A 15,879-nucleotide genomic window follows, 5' to 3' on the forward strand; every position below is an offset into this window, starting at 1 on the left:
ACCTCTCACATCTCAACGTCTTTTTTGTTCATCATGCGTAAGAAAACCGAAGTACATATTAAAATAAAGCAGAATAAGCATGTCGCTAAAGCCGAGCCTAATCCTATAGAGGTATTTCCTGAAGCAGTCGAACTGCCAAATGCTAACCTATAGAAAAAGACTGCTAATGTATCTGTAGAATAATAGGGTTCACCCATCGACCCCTGCATAGCGTATATAAGTTCGAAAGCTTCAAACGATTGAATGAACGTGAGCACGCCCATGATCATAATGGAAGGAATCATTAATGGTAAATAGATTTTAGACAACATTTTAAAGCCCCTTGCTCCATCTAATCTGGCTGCTTCAATCAGTTCACTTGAAATCCCCTGAAAACCGGCCAAGAAAATAAGAACACCAAATCCAATACCAAACCAACAATTCACTAGAATAATAACAATAAGAGCTGTATCCGGATCACCTAACCATGCTCTTTGCAAACTTTCTAAGCCTAGCTTTTCAAGCAAAACATTCACTGTACCATAGTTTGGATTTAAGATAAGTTTCCATAAAAAGCCGACTACAATAACAGAGAGTACCCTTGGTAAAAAGAAAGCAGCTTTGAAAAACTCTGAACCTCGAATTCTTTTATAGATGATAAAGGCTAAAAAGAAAGCCAAACCATTCATCACAACCATCTGTATAATGAAATAAATTCCATTATGCTTAAAAGCATTCCAAAACATAGACCCATAAGGCTCTTTTGTAAAAAGCGTAACGAAATTTTGAAGCCCTACAAAATTGCCTCTGTTCATCCCATTAAATTCAAAAAAACTATAGGATAGGGCAGCAATTATTGGATATAACACGAACACTCCATAAATGATTAATGCCGGTATAGGGAATAAGTGAATTGTCCATTTTGACCAACTCCGTTTCTTTTTTTTCGATGGAGCTGTCGCATTTGTCATATACCAGAGCCTCCTTTATGTAAAATTGGAACAATAAGCCCTCACCTCTTTTCAGTGAGGGCAATTATTATTTATTGAAACGGCTTAAACCATGTTTTAGCATTTTCTTGCACTTTTTTTGCAACATCATCAACCTTCACATCACCTAAAAACATTCCTTGAAGTTCAGTTTCAAGTACTGTTTTCGTTGTTGGATCTCCACCTGTAAAATTTGTTACCCACATATAAGGTGTCGCGTTAGATTCTACTGCTTTACTAAGATCACTTAATAAAGCTTGATCCGAAGAAATGCCAGGCATTGCACTAATCATTGAGAACTCTTTTACAAATAGTTCACCAAATTCTTTTGTAGTTAAAAATTCTAAAAACACCTTTGCTGCCTCTTTATTTTTTGAGTTGGCATTCATAGCAAATGAGCCATCAACCCATGTTGTCACAGTCTTATTACCTGCTTTAGACGGCATGGGGAAAAAGCCAAAATCTAAATCTGGATTCATTTCCGAGACAACTGGGATTTCCCAACTCCCCAATGGGAACAAGGCTGCTTTTTCTAATGCAAACTCAGTTCTAATATCATCCATTCCTAGACCTTCTGAGTTTTTAGGAAAGTATTTTTTTAAATCTTTCATCACTTGAATCGATTCTTTAAACTTTGCATCTGTGAAATCTTTTTCACCAGCTAAAACTGACTTGTAGAAATCATTCCCCTCATAGACACCAGGTCCTACAATTCCGTGGAGTAGCGATAATAGCCAACTTTCCTTTGTTCCCATAGCGATAGGTGTGATACCTTTTGCTAGAAGTTTGTCATTTAATTGAATGAATTCATCCCATGTATTTGGAACATCTAAATCTTGTTCTTTGAAAATCTTCTTATTATAGAAGAATTGAGTAGAACTCAAATTAATTGGTACCCCGTACTGATTACCTTCTACATCTCGAGAAGCTTGTAGTGCTTCTTCCGAGAATACATTTAATCCATTCAAATCGTTTATTTTTTCTATGAATCCTGATTCTGCTAGTTTTAAACCAGCAGCGTATGGACGTAAATGAATAATATCCGGACCTTCTCCCGCTTGTAATGCTGTGTTTAATACCGTGTTATATTCTGTGTTTTTTGTTGGACTGAAAGTGACTTTAATATCTGGATGTTCCTTGTTGAATAATGCGATTACTTTTTCATATTTTGCTACATCTTCTGTACGCCAGCTACCAATTGTCAGTGACACTTCCTTTGAAGATTCGGATTCTTTATCTCCCTTGCTAGTGTCATCAGATTTGTCTTTTGAGCCACAGCCAGCTAATACGATTGTCAACAAAAGTACAAACAAAAAGAACCACCTATTCAATACCTTCACGTCTGTTCCTCCACCCCAAGATTAGTTAAGAAATTCCTCATAAACCAGGTCGTGAATCTGCCTTCTGATTTCTCGAATCGAACTATTTCTTCCATAATGCACTGCATTCGTTAATAATATGATAGAAGATTTTTTTACAGGATCCATGCAAATACTAGTTCCTGTAAATCCTGTATGCCCAAAAGCCCCTACACTCACCCACTTTCCAAAGGATACTGATGGTTCTTCACCAGTCCGCACTTCAAATCCCAGACCCCTTCCTAAAAACGTATTCTTATATGCTGACTCCATCCAATTGAATGGAATAACCGACTGATGTCGAACACCTAACCAATACTCTGAAAACAAAAGTAAATCCTTTGCATTTGAAAATAAGCCGGCACTACCAGATACACCGCCTAGTAAAAGCGCCTTCTCATCATGTACATCTCCTTGGACATATTTCCCTCTTACTAGTTCAGTAGCAGCTACTTTATATTTTTGGTTATCCGGCAATAAAAATTGTGTATTATGCATATTCCACGGATTAAAAAAATGTCGTTTCACAAATTGATCTAACAATTCACCTGTCACTTTTTCTACTATTTTGCCTAATAAAATCATCCCTAGATCGCTATACGCGACAAATCGACCTGGATTATAGACTAAATTACATGCTAATATTTCACTCATTACATCCCTGTTATGATGTCTCTCTACTTTTGGTTCTAACCCTGCTGGCAACCCTGAACTATGTTGTAACAAATGTCGAATCGTCACCTTTGGAAAACGGAATGCTGGTATAATTTCCGATACACTTCTATCAAGTTGAAGTTCATTTCTGCTTAATAAATATAAGGTAGCTGGTAATGTAGCAACGACCTTCGTTAAAGAAGCCAAATCAAAAAGGGTATTCTCTGTGATTGCATGCAATTGCAAATCCTTCCCTATGAAATGTCCATAGCTCTTGGTTATTAAATGCTTCGAATTCTGCTGTACACTAATAACTGCACCCGGAAGTAGTTTTTGTTGAATTATTTGTTTGATATACTCATCTATCATGACAACACCCTTGTAATTTTTTTATTTTTTCCGTGTTATTACGATATGAAATTAAATAACAAAAAATAAGCTGATTTCTGAAATTTTTTTACAGAAAATATATAAATAGAAAAAGAGCTATCCGTCATATTAGCGGATAACTCTTTTTCTATTTATTCTATTGAATACATCAGTCAATCTTCACATAAAAATTGCACTTGATTATAATGTCAATTCTTGCAACGCCTTTTTCAATGCCTGAACTTCTTCGGAACTTAACGTTACGCCTTTCCCCATCTTCGTATGATCCTCAGACCAATCTCGTAGATCATACTTAGGTGCACGATCATTCCAACTGATTAAATTTAATTCTTTCTGCCAACCTTTAGCACCTTCAGAAAGTACCGCAATGTTTTCTACGATTTCGTATTTTAGTTCTGCCATTTACTCTAACTCCTTTGTACTTTAATAACTTCATCATTTGGGCTAACTAACAGCATGTTACTCCAAGCGCCATAGCCTCGTAATAATCCATTATATCAGAACTTTTCTATTTCTTATTTGCAAAGCGAATTGCTCTACTCATGACTGTAGGCACGACAGACGCATGATTTTCTTCTGGAGCACAGTAAAATTCACATTCCACATACTTTTGTTGATCAGTACTTAATCGGCTGAACACTTGTTTTGCATCGTCAACCATAAAGCCCTCACACTCACCTACTGCAAGGTAAAGGTTCTTCTTCTCATACGCTTCAGATTGTCTCAGAAATACATCCATGTATGTTAAAATTTCATGATCATTCCACCAGATTGAAGGACTTAAAGCTAGATAAGTTTGAAAAGTTTTTGGTTTTGTAAAAAGTGTCCATAATGTAAAAAGACCGCTGAGAGAATGTCCGAACAGAGCTTGTTTTTCCTTATTAATAGAATAGCGTCTTTCTATTTTTGGCTTTAACTCTAACTCAATAAAATTAAGAAATTTCTGCGCTCCTCCGTGGATACCAACATCAAAACCCTTTAGTCTATCTGGATAAACATACTTATTTGCAGGTGCAGTAAAGTCATAGAATCTTCGTTTAGAAGCATCCTTCCCCTCACCTTGATGTCCAATACCTACAATAATCGCGTCATTCACCAATGTTTTCGGTGCATTTCTAGATTGCAAACTTACAATGCCTTGAGCAAATTGAAAGTATGAATTTCCATCTAATATATAAATAATAGGATAGCCATCTACAGGTGGGGGTGAACTAGGTAATGACACTTTTATATCATATGAATAATCCATTTCATCAGAATAGTATAGCCATTGTTCTGTATTGTCTTGAGTGACTTTATTTATTACTTTCACTACTTTCCCTCCAATTCCTGCTCTAGAAAAGTATCATATCCAAAACACACTGGTGCCCCATTATCTGGATCAATCATTATGCGTGCATCGATATTGAACACTTGCTTTAGAGTTCCTTTTTCTAAAATTTCATTTGGTGTACCGACGGTAATAATTTCTCCATCTTTCATTGCAATAATTTCATGCGAAAAACGAGCCGCATGGTTGATATCATGTAATACCATTATTATTGTGCAATGATGTTCTTTGTTTAGACGCTCTACAATCTTCAGCACTTCAAGTTGGTGAGCAAGATCTAAATAAGTCGTCGGTTCATCCAACAGTAAAATACTTGTCTCTTGTGCAAGAGCCATTGCTAGCCACACTTTTTGACGTTGACCACCTGAAAGTTGAGCGATTTCTCGATCACGAAAAGCAGTCGTTTTCGTTATATCCATAGCCCATTCAATTACTTCAATATCTTTATTTGATAAAGTACCTACATTTTTTCGATGTGGGAAGCGACCATAAGAAATAAGCTCCTCTACTTTTAATTGTAAAGGCGCTTCTGGATTTTGAGATAAGAGTGCCAATTGCTTTGCAATCTCCTTCGTCGAAATCGTCTTCATGTCTTGTTCCTGTAAAAATACATTACCACTTTGTTGTTTTAAGATTCGACCAATTGTTTTTAATAATGTCGATTTACCACATCCATTTGGACCGATAATTGTTGTTATTTTCCCTTCTTTAATTGTCGTATTCAAATCTGAAAAAACCGTAACTTTTTCATATCCCGCCGTCAATTGTTTCGCTCTAATAACACTAGTCACCATTTATCGGTTCTCCTTTTATGCTTTTGATTTAACTAATAAATATAGAAAATAAGGTACGCCTAAAATTGCTACTATGATACCTACGGGAATTTCTGCAGGGGCAAATACTGTTTTTGCAATATAATCAGAGAAGATAACTAGTAGCATTCCTACTGCAGCACTCATAGGAATGACATACCGATGTTGTATACCTACAAGTTGTCTTGCGATATGAGGAGCCATTAATCCAATGAAGGATATACTACCTGATACTGCTACACATGCACTTATCACACCGATACTACATAAAAGCAGTATCGATTTCTCTTTTTCAATTTCAATCCCAAGGCTTTTAACACTTGCCTCTTCAAGCTGTAAATAATCTAGTAAATAAGCTTTTCTGTAAATTATGGGTATCAAAATCAGAAGCCAAGGTAACATGGCAACGATGAAAATCCAGTTTGCATTATAGATACTTCCAGTCATCCAAACAGTAGCCATTTCAAAGTCGCTTTCACGCATTTTAAGAGAAATGAACATTGAAAGTGCACCAAATCCTGAACTAATAGCAATACCCGTTAAAATTAGACGCTGCGTATCTAATTTGCCATTACGCCAGGAAAAGCTATATATAACAATCGCAGCAACTAATCCACCTACAAAGCCAAATAAAGGCATGATTAATATCGATACCCAGTTAGAGCTACCAGATGCAACTAACTGCATCTGTAGAAGAAACATGAATACTACGATAGAAGTACCCGCACCTGCGTTGATACCTAATATTCCAGGATCGGCTAAACCATTTCTTGTTATTCCTTGAATAACCGTACCCGCTATACCTAGCCCTAGGCCTACAAGAGCCGCAATAACAATTCGCGGAAGTCGGAATTGAAAAATAACTAGATCAAAATCATCATTTGGATTAATTCGTAACAGTGTTGTAATTACATCTTTAATCGACATATCGAAAGTGCCATTGGTGATATGAATATACATAGCTATAAAAATAAGCAAAAAAGCGGCTGTAATTTTTATCATAAAACGTTGTTTATGCACGTCGTTCTCCCCCTCTCGTACGAATTAAATAGAGGAAGAAAGGTACACCAATTAACGATGTAACAACACCAACTGGCGTTTCAAACGGAAAGTTAATAAATCGACTGCCAACATCACAAAGTGCTAAAAAGACCCCACCAATAATCGCTGAACAAGGGATGACAAATCGGTAATCAACTCCAATAAGAAATCTCGTAATATGAGGAATAATTAATCCTACGAAACCAATTTTCCCAACAAGAGCCACAGCAGTACCGGTTAAACAAACGACTATTAATATACTAATGGCCTTAACCCATTTTGTACGCTGGCCAAGACTAATCGAAATATCCTCGCCAATTGATAAAATAGTAATTGATTTAGCAATGTATAAAGCAAGAAAAAGACCAACTATCCCAAATGGTAAAGCAAGTAAAAGAACTTCGGGATCAACCTTGTGAATTTTAGCGTTATACCAAAAACTCATATCTTGTGAAATTTGAAAGTATGTAGAAAGTGCTGCTGATATACTGCTTAAAAAAGTTCCAATAACTGTACCAATAATGGCTAATCTTACAGGGGATAGGCCATTTCTCATTAATGAACCAAAACCAAATACAATCCCCGCCCCAAAAGCTGAACCAATCATTGAGCAAATGATTAGATTAAAGTTAGACATGCCAGGATAAAAAATCATACATATCGTAATTACAAATGCTGAACCATCGGTTACCCCCATAATAGAGGGGGAAGCAAGATAGTTTCTTGTCATCCCCTGCATTATAGCTCCTGATATTGCAAGAAATGCTCCTACAAGAAGAGCAGCTAAAACACGTGGCAAACGAGATTGCATGATAATATTATGATCAACATTTCCCGAATCGAATTGTGTAATTGCCATCCAAATTGTAGTTACATCAATATCCTTAGTGCCGTATAAGATCGATAACGCAATTGTAAATACGATGAAGAGAGGTGCAGTACCCATAATTAGGATTGGTACAAATTTAGGTTTCTTCATTTTACTTATCATAGGCTCACACATTATTTCGATAGATTTTCAACAGCTGCATTTAAGAATTTTTCTTTACTCCAAGCTGTACCACCTTGTGCCATAGGTTCTACTACGTTCACAAATACTTTATCGTTTTTAGCAGCGTTTATGCTTTTGAAGATAGGATTTTTCAAAACATCATCTAATGCAGCAGTTTTCTTATCATTCTCGCTTTCCTCGAATTGTAAGAAAATAATATCTGGATTTACTTCTGCCAAAGTTTCAATTGATATCTCTTCTTGAGCAGCAGTTTTAGTAATTAATTCAGGAACTTTTATTCCCAGATCTTCATATATAACAGGATTTAAATACACACCCGATGGATACACGAACATGCTATTGGCACGGATACGTATTACAAATACATTTTTGTCTTTCACTTTTTCAGCTACTTTAGTTTTTGCAGCTTCTGCTTTTGTTTTGTAATCATTAATAATTTTTTCCGCATCAGATTCTTTACCAGTCAACTTACCCATTAAAAGTAGATTATCTTCCCAATCCGTAGAAATATGTGATACAGGGATCATCGTTCCAATTTTATTTAACTGCTCAGCCACTTCATCTGGATATTTTGACGAACCTAAAATAACATCTGGCTTTAACTTTAAAATAGTTTCATAGTTCGGTTGCATTTTTTCACCGATAGAAGTTGCACCTTCCAAATCACTAGCAAGGTATTCTGGTAGTTTACCAGCAGTAGTTACCGCTCCAAGTGGTTTTACATTAAGCATTGCTGCGTCTTCCATAGATTCTAAACTTGCAGCGATAATATTATTTACTTTAGATGGTAGAGTATATGATTTATCTAAATAAGTAACTGTTTGTTCTTTTGAAGCAGTTTCTTCCGTTCCTACCGCTTTATTTCCCTCTTTTTTTGGAGGCGTTTCATTCCCTCCACAAGCTACTAAAAATACCGCTAATCCAAATATCCAAAATTTATTCATTTTCATCTGCTAAATCTCCTTTATGTATTAGTTAATATAAGCAGGCCTACTTATTTACAGCTAAACAATTGATAATGATTATCAATATCAATAACTTTTACCAATATAACCCTTAATATACAAAGTGTCAACACCCATTATAAGTTCTGCATAATTTTGTTTAACATGTTCAAATGAGGGCAAATCGTTATGTTTATATGCTCTACATTATTGAATTCTTCACTAGCAAATACTAAAGGCCAAATCAACATTTCTACGTTATTTCGTATAGTAAAGGAAAAATTTGTTTCCATTTAAGCAGGATTTTTAACTTATTTTATTGAATTATTAAGAACTGTTATTACTTTTACATAAATGAGGGATCAACCACGATGAAAGTGAAGAAGGTTCGTGTAGAAAAAGAAAAGCGAGTCATTATTGTTTCAGATATTCATGCAAGCTTGAATTTATTTAAAAGATTGCTTCATAAAGTTACTTACACAACAAATGATTATTTAATCATTAATGGTGATATGTGTGAGAAAGGTGAGAATAGTTTAGAAGTTGTAGAATACATTAGAACACTATGTAATCACTCTAGTAACGTGTATGTCACTAAAGGTAATTGCGATGTATTGTTCCGTTATGTAGAAAATGGTGACCAAAGTATTCTCCCCTATATTGAAAAAAGGAAGAATTCCATTTTTAATGACATGCTAGCTGCCAATCATAAATCCTTAAATGATTTTGAAAATTTAGAGCAACTAACCCAATATTACCGTCAACATTTTGGAGAAATATTAACTTGGCTTGAACAACTACCATATGCAATCGAAACAGAGGAATTCATAGTGATTCATGCAGGAATTGAAAATAAAGAAGATTGGCAACAAACAGAGGAGACATTTGCTTTACAAGCAGGTGCATTTTATGAAAAAAATCATCAAGCTGACAAAATGGTGATTGTTGGACATTGGCCGGTTGTAAACTATAGATTTAACCAAATAACCTCACATCTCCCATTAATCGATTGGGATAAGAAAATAACGGCAATAGATGGAGGAAATCGAATCAAAGATGACGGTCAATTAAATGCTTTAATCATCCAGGATAATCAATATACGTCATGTTATGTTGACGATTTAACAAATGAAGTCATTATAAAAAAAGACCATCTTGATACAACAAATCGAATAGGTACTGTTACATATCCGTATTATGAAATGCAAATCATACAACAAGATCAATATTTCACGCTTTGTGTAAATATAAATCTCCATCAACAACAATGGATCAAAAACGAATATTTACAAATTGTTGATGGAAAAGCAACATGTACCCGAGGGATTAGTACAACATTTCTTTCAGTTCAAGAATTAGAAAAAGTATGGCTCTTAAATGATTCTACAGATGGATATATCCTGATTAAAAATTCAAATGCTGAGATTGGATGGATCCCTAAAGAGTGTGTATTCTAAGATAAATTCATATTATAGAAATACAGTACACACAAATACCCTGCCGTAATAATCTACGACAGGGTATTTTTTAATTAACTTTTAATTCATGTTGTAAGGGCTCCAAATCGACTTCAAACCCTAAATCTTCAAGCATTTGACGATCTTTTTCTCCTGCTTGTCCTTCCGTTGTTAAGTAGTCACCTAGGAAAATAGAGTTTGCTGGGTATAAGCTGAGTGGTTGAAGTGTACCAAGATTCACTTCTCTCCCCCCTGATACCCTAATTTCTTTAGAGGGGTTGATAAAACGGAATAGGCATAATACTTTTAGACAATAACGAGGGTTAAGTTCATGTGTACCCTCCAATGGTGTACCGTCTACTGCATTTAGAAAGTTAACTGGAATAGAATCTGCATCCAATGCATGTAGGCTGCGCGCCATTGCAATCACATCTTGTTGTGTCTCTCTCATACCGACAATAACACCAGAGCAAGGTGAAATACCCGCTTCTTTAGCTAGTTCTACGGTTCTCACACGATCATCATATGTATGTGACGTCGTAATGTTCTCGTGATGATTAGCAGATGTATTGATATTGTGATTATAACGATCGACGCCCGCTTCCTTTAACTTCTGTGCTTGTTCTGGCTTTAGAATACCTAAGCACGCACAGATGGTCATATCACTATGTTTTTCTTTTATAGCCTTTACAGAATCTACGACAATATCAATTTCTCGATTAACAGGACCACGTCCGCTCGCTACGATACAATATGTACCTACATTTAGTGATGCAGCTCGGTCCGCTCCTGCTACAATTTCATCTTGTTTCATCATCGCATATTTTTCAATTGGTGCTTTTGAAATAATTGACTGTGAGCAGTATCCACAATTTTCTGGGCATAGACCTGATTTCGTATTAATAATCATATTTAATTTCACTTTATTACCATAATAATAGTTTCGAATTTTATAAGCTGAGTGTAATAAAGGTAATAAATCTTCATCTGGACTTTTCAATATTGCTAGTGCTTCGGTATCTGTCAGTTGATATCCATCTAGAACTTGCTGTGCTAAAACTTCAAAATTCATCGTGATTACCTCACCTTCAACACTTTTTGTATTCGATGACCAAATACACCTGCAAATACAGCTAAAATTAAATCTTTTGGTAATGGTGGCATCATCCAAAGCCATGCCATTTTATAATTGAAGGCTTCTGGTGCGCTAAACCATAACATATATGCAGCATACATCCAGTTAGTACCAATCAAATAGCTCACGATTACCCCTATTATCGCTGCTGTGATGTACATTTTTTTCGAACGATTATTTTCTACAATTTTACCGACAATAAATGCAACTAGTATAAATGCAACAACAAAACCAAATGTCGGACTTAATATTTGGGAAAAGCCTCCTCCGAAACGTGCGAAAACAGGTGCACCTGCTAAACCGATTAACATATACACCGTAATTGAAAGGGCACCTAGTCGGCTTCCCAAAACGAGTCCAGCCAATATTGCGAAGAATGCCTGCAATGTAATCGGTACGCCACCGACTACCATAAACGGTGCAAAAGAAGTAATATTCGCTCCAATCATCATAAGAGTTGCAAATAATGCACAATAGACTAAATCGACTGTTCTCAATTTACTTTTAGAATTCAATGTACTTGTTGTCATACTACACCCCTTTATATTTTTGTATTTATAAATATAGTAAAAAAAAAACCACCTTGTGTCAACCTATTAAAATACATAGGTTGACACAAACGCGTAGAAACATAATACAATGCATTGCATTGTCGACTAATGTACTCCGTTGTGTTACAATGAATATATTAGCAGCTACTTACAATTGCTTCTACTAACTAAGGGGGCTTTACATTATGTCAAATGTCAACGTTGTAACTCCAGAGGTCGGCTTACCGGAGCGTAAAATTATCACAAATCGTCTTTTCGAATTTCTTTATTTAAAAGAAAGACAGGTACCTATTCAAGATGTATATACAGCCATGGCCAATGTTTTTCAACTGACTACTGCACAACAAAAACTAACCCTAAAAAGCGGGGCAAGCCTTTTCGAAAATGAAGTAAGAAATGCTCATACTGAATTAAAGAAAAAGGAATATACTACGAGTACTGCAAAACGAGGATTTTGGAGCATTAGCGAAAAAGGAAAAAAAGTTTATCTCCATTCTCGTCTAAAAAAATTCAATTAAGCAATCGATATAATCGGCTTCCAGGGGGATAACATATGTCAAAGGAGCAATATCATGCCGGAAACTCTTTAACTTTACGATTACGAAAAAGTGATGAGGGCATTATGAGATGGGCCGGTGCTCAATCTGAAATCGGAGATTCTATACGGTTCCTAATCGAGCAAGAGATACAGAGAAACGGGTTTAAGGATTTGTCTTTGGAGATTAAAAACAAACGTCCTATCCTTCCTACCTCTACAGACATAGAGCCAAATTTACTAGCTTATTTATACAATCGCAATGAACCCGTAGCAATTAATGATGCATACGAGGAAATGCGTGAGCTATTCGAAATCACTGAGGATGAAGCACGTATTACTGTGCGTGATGGTCAAGAACCTCAATGGAAAAACAATGTTCGTTGGGCTAGCCAACAGCTGAATATTAAAAACTTTATCCGCAAAGATTCTCAGTACGGTTATTGGGAGATTTCAGAAGATGGTAAAGTTTATTACGAAAAAACTCAAAATAATATTACTATGCAAAAAGAGGTTGCTCATAAGCCAATATAATTGACTATGAGCAACCTCTTTTTTTAAAAAATTCATTAGTTTTTAGCAGATTCAAATGCTTGAACATATTCACGAGCTGCAGCTGTAATTTCAGCTGCTGTGTTGAATTTATAAATAGCACTGCCTACACCTACGCAAATTGCACCATTGTTGAAATACGACTGAATATTACTTAAGTCGATGCCACCAGTTGGCATTAATGGAATTTGTGGAAGTGGACCTTTAACATTTTTTAAATAATCAGCCCCAAGTGTGTTCGCCGGGAATACTTTTACGATATCTGCACCTAATGAATACGCTGTGGCAATTTCAGTTGGTGAGAATGCTCCAATTGCGACAAAGCAGTTATTTTCCTTTGCTACTGTAATGGCGTCTTCCACAACGATTGGTGTAACGATAAAATCTGCTCCTGCATCGATTGAAGCTTGTGCATCTGCTCCACTTAAAATTGTGCCTGCACCAACAAGTAATTTGTCCTTGAAATGTTCTTTTGCAACTTTAATAGAATCTAAGCCTTCATCGCCTTCGATTGTAATTTCAACTGCCTTTAAACCACCCTCATATAATGCTTGTAGTAGGTCAATAACTGTAGCTGTTTTCATACCGCGCATAACAGGGATGACACCGGCTTCTTTCATACGTAAAAGCGATTGTTCTTTATTCATTTGAATTCCTCCATTACTTCTCTAAAGTGATTTGTGCTTTATTTGTTCGGAAATCACCTTGTTGGAAGTATTCAGGTGTTTTCTCGAATGTGATTTTCTTTGTAACATAGCCCTCTTTTACTGATCCGTTTTGCATAGAATCAATAACATATTGGAAATCTTCTAAAGTAGCATTTCTACTTCCTAGTAATGTCATCTCTTTAGCATGGAAATCTGGATCAAAGAAGCTAATTGTATCTTTCACTAAACCAACATAGACTACTTTTCCTCCATGATCTGCATAGTCGAACGCTTTCATCATTGAATGCTTATTACCAGTAGCATCAAAAACAATCGTTGGCAATTGACCATTATTTTTTTCTCTTAATTCATCTAATACTTGCTCACTTGGTTGAAATACAGCATCTGCATCTGTCCAGTTTTTACTAAAGTTAAGACGTTCTTCACTTAAATCCATTAGGAAAGTTGTAGCACCTTGAAGCTTTGCAAATCTGGCTACGCCAATACCAATTGGACCAGCACCAATGACTAAAACTGATTCTCCAGCAGTTAAATTTGCACGTCTTACTGCATGCGCACCAATGCTCAGTGGCTCTACAATTGCTGCATCATCCAAAGACAAACCATTTGTTTTAATGACATACTTTGAAGGTACTGTTAAGTATTCACCCATACCGCCATCTGCATGGACTCCTATTACTTGGATATTCGTACAGCAATTTGTCTTACCCGCTGTACATGGCGCACATTGTCCACAATTAACATATGGAATAATTGTTACTAGGTCACCTATTTGTAGATGCTCTACATTGCGACCAATCTCTGATACTTCACCAGCAAGTTCATGACCTAATACACGTGGATAAGAGAAAAATGGTTGATTACCCCCATATGCATGAATATCTGTACCGCAAATTCCAATTCGTTTTATGTGAATCAACACTTCATCTGCTTGCTGAATAGTTGGTTTTGGCACATCAACTAATGCCATTTCATGTGGTTGTATACAGACGATTTGCTTCATAACTTAACGTCACCTTTCGTTTTCAAGAGTAGTGTTTGTAAATCATTTTGTTCGAGATTCTCCCAATAAGAGACCATTTGGAAAGCCATATCTGCTAGCTGTAATGGCGGACATCCAAATTCTTTATCGAGCAAATCGCCCATAACAGTTAGCTTTCTCTCTGTTAACATTTCACGCTGAAATACACTTAAAATTGCGATATTTTCTTCTGAATCACGCACTGTGAAACGTTGTGGATCTAAGCCAAATAAAGCGATAGTCATTGCAAACATTAAATCCTTCGGTAGTTTATTGTTAATTTCTATATACTGCTCAATACTTGGCCAGATGCGCGTTTTCAACTTACTGAAAGAGTTCAAACGAATATCTGCAAGCTTATGATGAATGAATGGATTTTGGAAACGTTCGAATACAATATTCATATACGCTATTGTCTGTTCTTTTTCTTCACGATGTAAATGCCCAAACAGTTCATCTTCAACAATTTGAGTAATGAATGGCTTTATAACCGGATGCTCTATAGCCTCTTTGACTGTATGTAAATCCATTAGTAAACCCTGGGACGCTAAAATGGTATGTATACCATTTAAAATTTTCACTTTTAACTCTCTATACTTTTTGATATCTTCAAATTTAATATTTAAATTTGCTTCTTTATAAGGTATCAATTGCTGTAATTTCTCTGGACCTTCTATAACAAATAAATGATAAGGTTCGCAAATTGTTAACAACTCATCTTTATAACCATAGTGTTGGAATAGATCTGCCGATTCCTCAGGAAATCCCGGTACAATGCGATCTACTAGCGTATTACAGAAGAAACATGAATTGATCATCCATTTTTTGAATTCAGATGACAGTTCCCAATCTTGGGCTATTTGCATACAAATTTGTTGCAGCTTTTGTCCATTTTCTTCAACTAACTCTAATGGCAAAATATATAGACCGCGCTCTATTTCTCCGTTAAAGAAGGTGAAACGATGGAATAATAACTGAACAAGCTTTCCGGGGAAAGAGTTTTGTGCAGTATGTGTGGACCATTTTTCCATTGTGTACTGCAACCCAGCTTCAGTCGTATTTGAGAAAATAAACTGTAATTCTGGGTTCTCCATTTGTTTTAATACAGCTGGCCAGTCCTCATAGGGATTGATACTTTCTTGAACGGTGTCTATTACTGTAGTCTGTTCACTTACTTCACCATCAACTAGCCCTCGGCTAAGCACGGTAAATAGATTGTTTTGCTGTTGTAATTTGCGATTACCTTGGCCTCTTGAAGTTGACTGTATGGAAACAATACCGCCTTGAAAGTTTGCTGTATTGTTTAATTCATAGAATATCCAATCGAGAAAAGCACGAATGAAATTTCCATCACCTATTTGTAGCACTTTAATAGGAAGAACTTTTCTATTACTCTCTGCATTTACTATTTCATTACATAAAAGCTTATATGTACTTTGCATATTGCTCCT

The 15,879-nt window shown here is 35.9% G+C and carries 17 protein-coding genes; 3 read left to right on the forward strand and 14 right to left on the reverse strand.

Going from position 1 to position 15,879, the window contains the following annotated elements:
* Positions 1 to 5 precede the first annotated feature (5 nt).
* From MHH85_RS18515 to MHH85_RS18555, 9 genes are all read right to left on the reverse strand, one after another.
* Positions 6 to 950, reverse strand: coding sequence for a carbohydrate ABC transporter permease (locus MHH85_RS18515; protein ID WP_193738118.1), 945 nt, complete (start codon positions 948 to 950; stop codon positions 6 to 8).
* Between the two features lie 71 nt (positions 951 to 1,021).
* Entirely contained in the window at positions 1,022 to 2,308 is a 1,287-nt protein-coding gene (locus MHH85_RS18520; RefSeq protein ID WP_340708029.1) for an ABC transporter substrate-binding protein, read from the reverse strand.
* A 21-nt stretch (positions 2,309 to 2,329) separates the two neighbouring features.
* Positions 2,330 to 3,349 carry a serine hydrolase domain-containing protein gene (locus tag MHH85_RS18525; RefSeq protein WP_340708030.1) on the reverse strand — a complete coding sequence of 340 codons (1,020 nt, stop codon included), beginning with the start codon at positions 3,347 to 3,349 and terminating at the stop codon, positions 2,330 to 2,332.
* A 201-nt stretch (positions 3,350 to 3,550) separates the two neighbouring features.
* Positions 3,551 to 3,772 carry a YdbC family protein gene (locus MHH85_RS18530; protein WP_340708031.1) on the reverse strand — a complete coding sequence of 74 codons (222 nt, stop codon included), beginning with the start codon at positions 3,770 to 3,772 and terminating at the stop codon, positions 3,551 to 3,553.
* Between the two features lie 106 nt (positions 3,773 to 3,878).
* Positions 3,879 to 4,682, reverse strand: a complete 804-nt coding sequence (locus MHH85_RS18535) for an alpha/beta hydrolase (RefSeq protein WP_340708032.1) — start codon at positions 4,680 to 4,682, stop codon at positions 3,879 to 3,881.
* Positions 4,682 to 5,494 (reverse strand): ABC transporter ATP-binding protein, encoded by an 813-nt coding sequence (locus MHH85_RS18540; protein ID WP_193738115.1) that lies wholly within the window; start codon positions 5,492 to 5,494, stop codon positions 4,682 to 4,684. Before MHH85_RS18540 ends, MHH85_RS18535 begins: the two co-directional genes overlap by 1 nt.
* Before the next feature lie 15 nt (positions 5,495 to 5,509).
* Positions 5,510 to 6,514 (reverse strand): FecCD family ABC transporter permease, encoded by a 1,005-nt coding sequence (locus tag MHH85_RS18545; protein ID WP_340708203.1) that lies wholly within the window; start codon positions 6,512 to 6,514, stop codon positions 5,510 to 5,512.
* A gap of 10 nt (positions 6,515 to 6,524) precedes the next feature.
* Positions 6,525 to 7,532, reverse strand: a complete 1,008-nt coding sequence (locus MHH85_RS18550; RefSeq protein ID WP_340708033.1) for a FecCD family ABC transporter permease — start codon at positions 7,530 to 7,532, stop codon at positions 6,525 to 6,527.
* A 23-nt stretch (positions 7,533 to 7,555) separates the two neighbouring features.
* Positions 7,556 to 8,509: an ABC transporter substrate-binding protein gene (locus MHH85_RS18555; RefSeq protein ID WP_445684131.1), complete on the reverse strand. Its 954-nt coding sequence runs from the start codon at positions 8,507 to 8,509 to the stop codon at positions 7,556 to 7,558.
* Positions 8,510 to 8,880: 371 nt separating this feature from the next.
* Between MHH85_RS18555 and MHH85_RS18560 the strand changes: the two genes are divergently transcribed.
* On the forward strand, positions 8,881 to 9,966 hold the full coding sequence (locus MHH85_RS18560; protein ID WP_340708034.1) for a metallophosphoesterase: 1,086 nt from the start codon (positions 8,881 to 8,883) through the stop codon (positions 9,964 to 9,966).
* Positions 9,967 to 10,036: 70 nt separating this feature from the next.
* Here the strand turns inward: MHH85_RS18560 and bioB are convergent, their stop codons facing one another.
* Together bioB and MHH85_RS18570 are read right to left on the reverse strand one after the other, a co-directional pair.
* Positions 10,037 to 11,038 carry a biotin synthase BioB gene (gene bioB, locus MHH85_RS18565; protein WP_340708035.1) on the reverse strand — a complete coding sequence of 334 codons (1,002 nt, stop codon included), beginning with the start codon at positions 11,036 to 11,038 and terminating at the stop codon, positions 10,037 to 10,039.
* Positions 11,039 to 11,043: 5 nt separating this feature from the next.
* The gene (locus MHH85_RS18570) at positions 11,044 to 11,631 is read right to left on the reverse strand and encodes a biotin transporter BioY (protein WP_340708036.1); all 588 of its coding nucleotides are present in this window, start codon (positions 11,629 to 11,631) and stop codon (positions 11,044 to 11,046) included.
* A 206-nt stretch (positions 11,632 to 11,837) separates the two neighbouring features.
* Here MHH85_RS18570 and MHH85_RS18575 point away from each other — a divergent pair, with 206 nt between their 5' ends.
* The gene (locus MHH85_RS18575; RefSeq protein WP_053418161.1) at positions 11,838 to 12,170 is read left to right on the forward strand and encodes a winged helix-turn-helix domain-containing protein; all 333 of its coding nucleotides are present in this window, start codon (positions 11,838 to 11,840) and stop codon (positions 12,168 to 12,170) included.
* A gap of 35 nt (positions 12,171 to 12,205) precedes the next feature.
* Entirely contained in the window at positions 12,206 to 12,721 is a 516-nt protein-coding gene (locus MHH85_RS18580; protein WP_053418162.1) for a winged helix-turn-helix domain-containing protein, read from the forward strand.
* A gap of 35 nt (positions 12,722 to 12,756) precedes the next feature.
* Here the strand turns inward: MHH85_RS18580 and MHH85_RS18585 are convergent, their stop codons facing one another.
* Genes MHH85_RS18585 through MHH85_RS18595 form a run of 3 tightly spaced genes read right to left on the reverse strand, consistent with a single transcriptional unit; the run spans position 12,757 to position 15,870 of the window.
* Positions 12,757 to 13,386 carry a bifunctional 4-hydroxy-2-oxoglutarate aldolase/2-dehydro-3-deoxy-phosphogluconate aldolase gene (locus tag MHH85_RS18585; protein ID WP_340708037.1) on the reverse strand — a complete coding sequence of 210 codons (630 nt, stop codon included), beginning with the start codon at positions 13,384 to 13,386 and terminating at the stop codon, positions 12,757 to 12,759.
* A 13-nt stretch (positions 13,387 to 13,399) separates the two neighbouring features.
* Positions 13,400 to 14,410: a zinc-binding alcohol dehydrogenase family protein gene (locus tag MHH85_RS18590; RefSeq protein ID WP_340708038.1), complete on the reverse strand. Its 1,011-nt coding sequence runs from the start codon at positions 14,408 to 14,410 to the stop codon at positions 13,400 to 13,402.
* Positions 14,407 to 15,870, reverse strand: coding sequence for a tagaturonate reductase (locus tag MHH85_RS18595; RefSeq protein ID WP_340708039.1), 1,464 nt, complete (start codon positions 15,868 to 15,870; stop codon positions 14,407 to 14,409). Before MHH85_RS18595 ends, MHH85_RS18590 begins: the two co-directional genes overlap by 4 nt.
* Between the last annotated feature and the right edge of the window lie 9 nt (positions 15,871 to 15,879).

Source organism: Viridibacillus sp. FSL E2-0187 (genome assembly GCF_038006425.1).
Classification (GTDB): domain Bacteria; phylum Bacillota; class Bacilli; order Bacillales_A; family Planococcaceae; genus Viridibacillus; species Viridibacillus arvi.

What these genes read in the sequence shown, in the direction of transcription:
- MHH85_RS18550 (WP_340708033.1), bottom strand. Translation starts at nt 7,532, where the DNA reads ATGAAGAAACCTAAATTTGTACCAATCCTAATTATGGGTACTGCACCT.
- MHH85_RS18540 (WP_193738115.1), bottom strand. Translation starts at nt 5,494, where the DNA reads ATGGTGACTAGTGTTATTAGAGCGAAACAATTGACGGCGGGATATGAA.
- MHH85_RS18590 (WP_340708038.1), bottom strand. Translation starts at nt 14,410, where the DNA reads ATGAAGCAAATCGTCTGTATACAACCACATGAAATGGCATTAGTTGAT.
- MHH85_RS18525 (WP_340708030.1), bottom strand. Translation starts at nt 3,349, where the DNA reads ATGATAGATGAGTATATCAAACAAATAATTCAACAAAAACTACTTCCG.
- MHH85_RS18570 (WP_340708036.1), bottom strand. Translation starts at nt 11,631, where the DNA reads ATGACAACAAGTACATTGAATTCTAAAAGTAAATTGAGAACAGTCGAT.
- MHH85_RS18580 (WP_053418162.1), top strand. Translation starts at nt 12,206, where the DNA reads ATGTCAAAGGAGCAATATCATGCCGGAAACTCTTTAACTTTACGATTA.
- MHH85_RS18530 (WP_340708031.1), bottom strand. Translation starts at nt 3,772, where the DNA reads ATGGCAGAACTAAAATACGAAATCGTAGAAAACATTGCGGTACTTTCT.
- MHH85_RS18545 (WP_340708203.1), bottom strand. Translation starts at nt 6,514, where the DNA reads ATGATAAAAATTACAGCCGCTTTTTTGCTTATTTTTATAGCTATGTAT.
- MHH85_RS18575 (WP_053418161.1), top strand. Translation starts at nt 11,838, where the DNA reads ATGTCAAATGTCAACGTTGTAACTCCAGAGGTCGGCTTACCGGAGCGT.
- MHH85_RS18595 (WP_340708039.1), bottom strand. Translation starts at nt 15,870, where the DNA reads ATGCAAAGTACATATAAGCTTTTATGTAATGAAATAGTAAATGCAGAG.
- MHH85_RS18515 (WP_193738118.1), bottom strand. Translation starts at nt 950, where the DNA reads ATGACAAATGCGACAGCTCCATCGAAAAAAAAGAAACGGAGTTGGTCA.
- MHH85_RS18585 (WP_340708037.1), bottom strand. Translation starts at nt 13,386, where the DNA reads ATGAATAAAGAACAATCGCTTTTACGTATGAAAGAAGCCGGTGTCATC.
- bioB (WP_340708035.1), bottom strand. Translation starts at nt 11,038, where the DNA reads ATGAATTTTGAAGTTTTAGCACAGCAAGTTCTAGATGGATATCAACTG.
- MHH85_RS18555 (WP_445684131.1), bottom strand. Translation starts at nt 8,509, where the DNA reads ATGAATAAATTTTGGATATTTGGATTAGCGGTATTTTTAGTAGCTTGT.
- MHH85_RS18560 (WP_340708034.1), top strand. Translation starts at nt 8,881, where the DNA reads ATGAAAGTGAAGAAGGTTCGTGTAGAAAAAGAAAAGCGAGTCATTATT.